This window comes from Paenibacillus roseus (genome assembly GCF_016424485.1).
Classification (GTDB): Bacteria; Bacillota; Bacilli; order Paenibacillales; family Paenibacillaceae; genus Paenibacillus_D; species Paenibacillus_D roseus.
Window position 1 is genome coordinate 1 of the sequence record NZ_JAELUP010000034.1, and the last position, 9,632, is coordinate 9,632.

Sequence of the window (9,632 nt, forward strand, 5' to 3'; positions counted from 1 at the left end):
ATAACGGATACGTATTAAAAATTGGGAATATAATATTTCTTAATAATTCTTTATTTCTTATTCGATAAGAAGCTAAACATTTAGAATGCTCAAAAGTAATATGTCCGCAATTTAAATATTTTTTTATATAATATAAAACTTGTAAATTAGCTGTAGATAATGTAATTTTATAAGTAAAAATCCAATAATTATTTTGAACATTCATTGAAAAAGAACCATCTCCGTCTGTCATACCAACTAACCATTGATAAAAAAAAGAATGTGTTTTATTTAAATTAATACTAGAAATATTTTGATTCATAAAAGAAGATTTTAAAAAATAATAAAAATAAAAGTAGCATCACGTTTAGTCTCTGATGGATTTTTTATTTTAAAAAAATTCCAAAAATCCAGGCGAATTAACCTTTCGTACTGCACATTTTTACTAAAAAATTTCTAAATTTTCAATTTTTTGAGTAGTGAGTATATAGAATTTTATTTTAAAATCTGAGGTTTTTCTCGCATCGAGTGATGTTTTAAGACAGCTTACATCCTAACAGTATACCGTCCAACCAGTACCTGCCCCAACTTCTACTAGAGCAGATCCTAATAATAATAATAAAGAAGGTGGTAATAACCAAAAAGATACATTATTTAAACGTGGAAACGCCATATCTGGAGCCCCAATTAAAATAGGTACAAAGAAATTACCAAAACCACCAAATAACGCGGGCATTAACATAAAAAAAATCATTAAAAATGCATGCGCTGTAATAACTACATTATATAATTGGTGATTACCTTGTAAAATTTGGTTACCAGGCTGTGCTAATTCTAAACGAATAATCCAAGAAAAGCATGTACCTAATACACCACTAAAAGCACCGAATATTAAATATAATACACCGATGTCTTTATGATTTGTTGAATAGAACCAGCGAGTAATCATAAACCTGTTCTACTTTCATATATTGGCAGAAACAATTAACAATAAGAAATCAATTCGTATTAAAAAATTTAATTTTTTGATTATTTCTAAAATAAATATAAAACTATATAATATGAAAGTAACAAAAAATCAAGATAGCTGGATTCGAACCAGCGGCCTCCTGTTCCCAAAACAGGCGCGCTACCGGACTGCGCCATATCTTGTAAATAAAAAATTACAACTATTAAAAATATAACTTTTATAGATTAAAGCGGATAATGAGAATCGAACTCATATCGTCTGCTTGGAAGGCAGAAAATTTACCATTAATCCATATCCGCACACATATTTTTATAAAAACAACTAATTTCTTAAAAAATGGGCGAATAACGGGATTCGAACCCGTGTTTCAAGAGTCACAGTCTAGCACTTTAACCTACTAAGTCATATCCGCCAAAAAAAAATAAATATCCCTTACGAGAATCGAACTCGCGTCTTCACCGTGAAAGGGTGATATCCTAACCTCTAGACGAAAGGAACAAAAAAAAATCCAACCGCAGGTTCCCCTACGGTTACCTTGTTACGACTTCACTCCAGTTAACAACAACATTGTAAGTTACAATCCATAATTAAATACAATACGAAATCAATTCATATTAAAACATTAAATTTTATAAATATTTAATCACTAATTAATAACTTTCTAATTTTATTATCTCCCAGAGTGTGACGGGCGGTGAGTACAAGAATCGAGTACAAATTCACCGTAGCACGCTGATCCACGATTACTAGTGATTCCTACTTCATGTTCTCGAATTGCAGAGAACAATCTGAACTGAGACGATTTTTTTCAGATTTGCTCCAACTCTCATCTTCGCATCTGTTTGTCATCGCCTTTGTAACACGCGTGTAGCCCAGCTCATAAGGGTCATGAGGACTTGAAGTGATCCCTCCCTTCCTCCGATTTGTCACCGGCAGTATTTCTAAAGTTCTTTAAAAAATAATTTTAATTAGCAATTAGAAAAAGGGGTTTCGTTCGTTAAAGAAATTAATCTAACGCCTCACGGTACGAACTTACAACAGCCATGCAACGCCTGTATTAAAATAAATAATTTAATTACAAAAAAATTTAAAATTAATAATTCAAGAGCTGGTAAGGTTTTGCGTGTTATTTCGCATTAAACCGCAATGTTCCACCACTTGTGCGATTCCCCGTCTATTCCTTTGAGTTTTAATCTTGCGACCGTACTCCTCAGGCGGACTTTTTAACGCGTTAGCTTTTTTGCTGCAATCAACCAAGGGTTAGTCCAAACTAATCATCACGATGCTGCTATATTAATTTCTGTAATATAATATAACTTGTATAATACACAAATTAATAATCACTTATTAATTCATATAATATATAACTTTTTAAAGTTATACACTATTTATAATTGCATTATTTTGATACAATTATAATAGTATACAATTTATACGACAGCCTTACTTCATATCGTTACTGATACGTCAATTGATACCAGGGACATCCATAATCCCGTCGTGGATCGGTAAGGGGCCCTCCAAAGCAACAAATAAAAGTCATCGTTGACGGCGTGGACTACAAGAGTATCTAATTCTTTTCGCTACCCACGCTTTCGCATATTAACGTCAGTTAATTCACCTAGAAAGTTGCCTTCGCTCTCGGCCTTCCTCTTGGTATCAAGGAATTTTACTTCTCCTCCAAGAATTCCACTTTCCTCAACATAACTCAAGTATCCTCTCTAAATGATTTTTCAAAGTTAAGCTTTGAATTTAATCACCTAGGCGTATTGGATTCAATATTATATTTAAAAGGATACCGTCTCCATGCACTTTACGCCCAATCATTCCGAATAACGCTAGCCCTTCTCGTATTACCGCGGCTGCTGGCACGAGATTTGCCAGGACTTTTCATGATATACAGTCATAATCTTTCAAATCACTATAAGAATTTACAACCAATATAGCCTTCATCTTCTACGTTATATTGCTGGATCAGGCTTTCGCCCATTGTCCAAAATTCCCTACTGCTGCCATTAACAAATGTTTGGACCGTGTCTCAGTTCCAATGTGGCCGACCATCCTCACAGATCGGCTAAGGATTCTTGGCTTGGTAGGCCTTTACCCCACCAACTACCTAATCCTACGCGAGCTCATCTCTCAACGACAATAAATGATCTTTATCATTTAGAAACTTTTCAATATAAAAGAATCATAATCTCCATTAATGCTTACTAAAGTCTAATATAAATACGAGTACTATGTACCATCCCCAATATTTATATAGAACATCGAACTTCAAAATACAATCTCTTAAAATTTATTCAGTTTCAAATGAACATCCACAATCTCTACGGATTAAGAGGCAGATTCTCACGCGTTACTCACCCGTTCGCCACTTTCAAAATTAAAAAATTTATCACGTTCGACTTGCATGTATAAAGCATATAACTAGCGTTCATTCTGAGCCAGGATCAAACTCCGTATAACTAATAGACTTTCATAAAAAAAATAACGGGTATATTAAGATCTAAGAACTTTAGTATGGATTAGCGCAAATATTACTATTGTTACACATTCCACCTATCTTACGTAGTAATCTTCTACGTGGACGGCATAAAATAATCGAGTACCATAACTATAATATAGTTATACCATTTAATATCGATATTAAAGTATTACCTCCTATCTTTAATGATTAAATGGCTTGTTTGATGTACATCATCGCCAAAACTTGTATTGAGGCTAGTTTCCCGCTTGAGATGCTTTCAGCGGTTCTCTATTCCAAATGTAGCTACCCAGCTATGCTTTTGGCAAAACAACTGGTTCACCAGAGATTTGTGGTTTCTGGTCCTCTCGTACAAAGAAACCCCCCTCTCAATTTTTAAACTCCCGAACAAGATAGAAGCCGGTCTGCCTCACGGCGAACTGAACCCAACTCACGTACCTTTTTAATCGGCGAACAGCCGAACCCTTCGAACCCGCTTCGGCTCGAGGATAAGATGAGTCGACATCGAGGTGTCAAACAACTTCGTCGATATGAGCTCTTGGAAGTCATTAAACTGTTATCCCTAGCGTACCTTTGATCCGATGAGCAGGAGCCTTTCCATAAAGTACTCCTGGGTCACTATAACCAACTTTCGTTTCTGCTCGACTTGTAAGTCTTACAGTCAGGCAAGTTTATACTATTACGCTCTTCAGTTGGTTTCCGTCCAACTTGAACTTACCTTCGTACGTTTTCGTTACTCTTTAGAAAACGACCGCCCCAGTCAAACTGTCAATTATAAACTGTCCCTACGCTAAATTCAAAACTTAAATATCATCTTGAACAAGCGTAATTTATTTTCTGGTTGATAGAGAAAACATATAAACAGAGTGGTATTTCACCGATGAATTCTTGTTTTTTCCTTTTATTGAAACAAGAATTCTCCCACCTATCCTACACAATTTATATACTTTCCCAATTTATAAATACAGTAAAGGTGCATAGGGTCTTCTCGTCTATGTTCGGGTACTTCGCATCTTCACGAAGAATTCAATTTCACTGAGACCATATTAGAGACAGCGAAGCAGTCGTGACGCCATTCATGCAGGTCAAAACTTACTTGACAAGGAACTTCGCTCATTTTACCTTCTATTTTTCAATAAATAATTTATTTTCTTTAAAAAAAATGAAATATTAACAAAAATATTCCAAAAAACAAATTAAGAAGATGGACTTGATCTTATTCTTTAATCATTTCCTTCTTTTTTGAACAGCGCCATAATTTTACAATTCTACAAATTTCATCAAAACCCTCTCGAGTTAAATGTTTTTTATCTTGCATCATTAATAAAATACGACGAAATTTTTGAAAATCTACACGTTTTCTAGTTTTTAATTGATGTTTTTCAAAAAAAGGTATTATTTTTTCACATAAATCAATATAACTTCGAGTTCGATAACAAAAAATATTCGAGTGTTGTTTTCGTACAACTCCACAAGAAAAATAACTCTTTAAAGCATATAAAACTTGAATATCTTTTTCATGCTGAGTAACTACGAACTCAGGAAGAACTTGATTTGTATTATTAATACTAATATGAAAACAACCTTCACCATCAACAAAACCTACTATCCATTGCGCATCTAAATTCATAATACTCAAAATTTAAATATAATTAAAAAACCTATACGTAAAGTCTCTGAGGATCCTATAAATATATAGTTTCCTGCTGATTGCCCCCTTGTCCTTTAGATTTTCACAATAAAAATAATAATTTTTATGTACTAAAAGGCTGTATTTAAGAAAAAATAAACTTAAATTAAAATATTTCATTTTATGAGGATTTTCCAGCATACAGTATAGTTTTACTAAGGCTGCGAAACCATTAAACATGGTATGAGCTATATTGCTACCTTAGGACCGTTCGTTTATGTTAATAAGTAATAATTTAATAATAATTAGATAATTTACTTACGTTTTATATATAAATATAAAACCTTTATTTCTCAATAAAGACCGGACTATATCATCTCTCTAAAAATTTAAAAAGTTTAGCGTATAGTCTCTGAGGATTCTTAAATATTTTTCATACTATTTAAAATGAAATCATCTGTATATTTCGATTTAGAACAAAAACTTCGAAAAAAACTCAATTGTTTTCGTAATATTAAAAATTGCAAGATTTGATCCTTAGAAGAAGTCCAATTTAACTTTAATTCACATAATTTTTGAAAAATAACAAATTCATGTTTCTTCTTAGCAGATAAAAATGAATAGGTCTTAAAAAAAGGAATTACATTTTCAGTAATAGCTCTTAAACTATCAACTTGATAAATATAAACACCATCTTTACGTTTGCGTAACTTACCACAATTTAATGCCTTTTTTAATAAAGATAAAATGACTATATCTTTATTTGCAACATTAAAACCAATAGAAAAACGCCACCCTATTTTATAATCTTTACGTTCTCGAATAATTGTAAAAAAAGAACCTTCTCCATCTACAAATCCTGCTAAATAATAACCTAATTCTCTTGAAATTTTATTTTTATTTACCATATCATTTTAAATAATTTACTAACTAATATATAAGTCTTTCCTGCTGATTATTTTTCACTTTTTCATTTTCACTTTTATACTAAATTTACCAAATTTAACTATTATATTCCTCAGTATTAGAACTGTCATAATAATTTTATTTTGAATATTTACAAAATAAAATATAACGAGTAAAAAAAGATCATTAAAACTTTCCAGCATATAGCTAAATTTTACAACTACAATATTTCTATAGTTACGGCCGCCGTTTACTAAATTTTTAATTCGGAGCATTCTAATTTAAAAAATTATTAACCCTTCCTATTATTCTTCAGCACCGGGCAGGCGTCAGACCCAATACATCACATTACTATTTTGCTGAGTCCTGTGTTTTTGTTAAACAGTCGCTGCTTCCTTTTTTATGCTACCTTACAGAGGCTAAAGGATCGAAATTAACCTTATAACCTAAACGTTACAACAAGTTTTAAAATTCCAGAAGAATTTTAAGATCGCAGCAAACATTACCTAAATAAAATTTAAACCTTGACCGAAGTTTTAAATCAAAATCCCAAGCTAAAAACTAGAAACTTTAACCCAAAACAACACTTGAAATAATTTTTAAATCAAAGAATTAACCCTTTCACGATAGTATATAAGGCCATCTTTATCCCTAAGTTACAGATGCAATTTGCCGAGTTCCTTTAATATGGTTCTCTCTACGTCTTAGTATATTCTACTTGTCCACCAGTGTCGGTTTAAGTACGGCATTCCCGATCTATTGTCTCGAGGCCCATTAATTGCGTGCGAACCTCAGTATCGTCAACCTTGGACATATTGTCTGTTATTTCCAGGAAAAAACTCTTAATTGCAAACTCACCATTTTAATGTTTTCAAAAAAGAAATCTTTTCGTCACAGACTGTCTTAAGATAAAAAATCTCTTACCCATTGATTTAAAGGCTGTTCAGCCAAATCTTAGGGACCGCTTCACTCTATTCTAAAAAACATTGAATAGAAAACCTAGGACTTAAGACGATCATGATTCTCACATGATTTTACGTTACTCATGTCAGCATACTCACTTCTGATACCTTAACTCTTCTTCACAAATGAGCTTCTGAGGCTTACAGAACGTTCTGCTACCTTAAAATACAATCTAAATTTAAGTTCACAGTTTTCTTTTACAATTTTTTATAATCTCTTATAAGAGATTCTGTAATAGATCTTATGATAAATAAATCCTGTAAATTAATCGCGGCTTCGGCGAATTTCTTAAGCTCCGTTACATCTTCGGCGCAATCAGACATAGACCAGTGAGCTATTACGCTTTCATTATAAGATGGCTGCTTCCAAGCCTACTTGCTGGTTGTCATAGCCCAATTACTACCTTTCCCACTAAAAAATTGCTTTGGAACCTTAGCCTTCGATCTGGGTTGTTTCCCTTTCGACTACGGACCTTAGCGCCCATAGTCTGTTTAAACGTTTATGCAAAGAGTATTAGGAGTTTTCTTGGATTCAGTAAAGCTTTGGACCACCCTCACCCAAAAAGTCGCTCGACCCCTCTTTTCATACTTTATAAATTTCAAATTTTATAAAAAAACGTCCACTCTACCTCAATAGATTTCGCAGAAAACCAGCTATCTCTAGGTACGATTAGCCTTTCACTCCTAATCACAAATCATCTCCGCCTATTGCAACAGACGTGAGTTCGGTCCTCCATAGTTTTATATCACTACTTCAACCTGTTCATGACTAGCTCACCTAGTTTCGGGTAAAACACAACATACTATTTATTTCAAATTATTTACGCCTCCACTTAATAGCTTAAGCTATGCATATTATGTTTACTCGCTGACTCATTATACAAAAGGCACCCAATTACTCTTCTGCTACAAACCATCTTACAGATTTATTTTTATTGTATACACCATTTTGCAGATATATTTTTATTTTATAATCTATTGGGTAAAATGGTTAAATAACAGGCCTCGTTCGTACGAGAAAGCTTTTAGTGCTTGTAAACCCCCTGTTTCAGTTTTCAATTTTTTCACCTTTCCCTCACGGTACTAGTTCACTATCGATCAAAAGTGATACTTAGGCTTAGAGGATGGTTCCCCTATCTTCAAACAGGTTAACTCCCGCTTTAATTACAAAGAAATTCTTAATAACTAAATATATAAATATATTTATAATATTTTTCCATCAAATATACAATAAAATACTCACAAGTAAAGATGATTAATAAAATTATTAACCAACTACAGGACTATAACCTTCTTAGGTTGACGTTTTCAAGTCATTATCTTCGGAGGTACATTTTTAATTACTTAATTGCCTCCTCCTTACTGTGATGTATCTCACTTTTTTCGACTCAACGATAATTTATGTACTTCAATATCTTTAAAAAGAAATAGCCAATTCCGCATTCTCTCACCAATACTAACGGAGTCTCGGTTGATTTTTATTCCTTCAGCTACTTAGATGTTTCAGTTCACTGAGTTCTATTTCATTAATATCGATAAAAGATCTTATTTATAAAAATTAAATATAATTATTGAGGATTATATAATTGCAAAAAAATTTCTTTACTACACTAAAATTTTTTTATCGCAATGAAGAATTATAATATAAAAAAATATTATAATTTTTCTAATTCTTATAATAAAATAATTTACAAATAGAAATATTTGAATTTATCCTAGGATATCGGGGATTAGTTATTTGAGGCTATGATCCCCGCTTTTCGTTTCCTCTCTATGCATACGTCCTTTATCACTTTTGTCTAGGCATCCACATAGGGTTATACGCTTCATTTTTCTATAGATCCGCTTATACGAAACTCTCCCAAAAATAATTTTCATTACCGTGCAATGTTTCAGAATTATTTCTTTCTAATAAGGAATTTAGGTAGTATTCATCATTAAAAGTCCTTTCATAATATTTTATTTTTAATTAGCGAAAATGAGATTCGAACTCATGACTTATGGGATATGATTCCATTGTTCTAGCCACTAAACTATTCCGCTCTCTCTTATTCTTTTTCAATACAAAAATTAAAAAATAAATTTTTTTGATAAATCACAAGTCTCCCACAATTAGCAGTACATTTGCTACAAAATGTTTTTACATATCGAATTCAGAATGGGTTCGGGTAGATCACATTTTGATATTTATCAAATCCATATAAACCTCTTTCATCTAATTAAACTTCTTCAAAAATTATAAAAATAAAATAGAATAAATTAATAAAGTGATATTTTAAACTTTATTAATTTATATCAAATAAAATATATAAAAATAATTTTCCCGTAAATAAAAAATTAAAATACGAAAAGAATTAAAAACGCCATCATTAATGCGAATAACGCAATAGCTTCAGTTAAAGCGAAACCTAAAATCGCATAACCGAATAATTGTTTAGTTAAACTAGGATTACGAGCTACTGAGTTAATTAAAGAACCAAAAACAATTCCAATTCCTGCTCCTGCACCCGCTAACGCAATAGTAGCTAAACCTGCACCTATTAATTTTGCACCTTCTGCCATAAAATATATTAATATATGTTTTTTAAAATTATAATAATCTTTAAAATTAAACTTTTTTTAAATAATAAAAAAGTTTAATCTAATATGTTTTTTACACATATTCTATATAAGTGTCTTTTTTCATTTTGATTAAAA

Annotated in this window: 3 protein-coding genes, 4 tRNA genes and 2 rRNA genes; all 9 read right to left on the bottom strand. The window is 31.8% G+C overall.

Annotation, left to right across the window (positions count from 1 at the left end):
• Window positions 1-301 (bottom strand): LAGLIDADG family homing endonuclease (locus tag JFN88_RS26090; RefSeq protein ID WP_199019161.1); only part of this gene is annotated, 301 nt, incomplete at its 3' end.
• Between the two features lie 231 nt (window positions 302-532).
• Complete coding sequence (locus JFN88_RS26095) at window positions 533-928, bottom strand: cbb3-type cytochrome c oxidase subunit I (RefSeq protein WP_199019162.1); 396 nt, start codon at window positions 926-928, stop codon at window positions 533-535.
• 129 nt (window positions 929-1,057) lie between these two features.
• A tRNA-Pro gene (locus tag JFN88_RS26100) sits at window positions 1,058-1,131 on the bottom strand.
• 46 nt (window positions 1,132-1,177) lie between these two features.
• Window positions 1,178-1,248 (bottom strand) — tRNA-Gly (locus tag JFN88_RS26105).
• Between the two features lie 40 nt (window positions 1,249-1,288).
• Window positions 1,289-1,361 (bottom strand) — tRNA-His (locus tag JFN88_RS26110).
• An 84-nt stretch (window positions 1,362-1,445) separates the two neighbouring features.
• Window positions 1,446-3,418: ribosomal RNA gene (locus JFN88_RS26115) — 16S ribosomal RNA — on the bottom strand.
• Between the two features lie 206 nt (window positions 3,419-3,624).
• Window positions 3,625-8,769 (bottom strand): 23S ribosomal RNA (locus JFN88_RS26120).
• Window positions 8,770-8,905: 136 nt separating this feature from the next.
• Window positions 8,906-8,978, bottom strand: a tRNA-Met gene (locus JFN88_RS26125).
• A 294-nt stretch (window positions 8,979-9,272) separates the two neighbouring features.
• Window positions 9,273-9,497, bottom strand: a complete 225-nt coding sequence (locus tag JFN88_RS26130; protein ID WP_199019163.1) for an ATP synthase subunit C family protein — start codon at window positions 9,495-9,497, stop codon at window positions 9,273-9,275.
• Window positions 9,498-9,632: the final 135 nt, after the last annotated feature.

Excerpts from the sequence above, each read along its gene's own strand:
- JFN88_RS26130 (WP_199019163.1), bottom strand. The coding sequence starts at position 9,497 with ATGGCAGAAGGTGCAAAATTAATAGGTGCAGGTTTAGCTACTATTGCG.
- JFN88_RS26095 (WP_199019162.1), bottom strand. The coding sequence starts at position 928 with ATGATTACTCGCTGGTTCTATTCAACAAATCATAAAGACATCGGTGTA.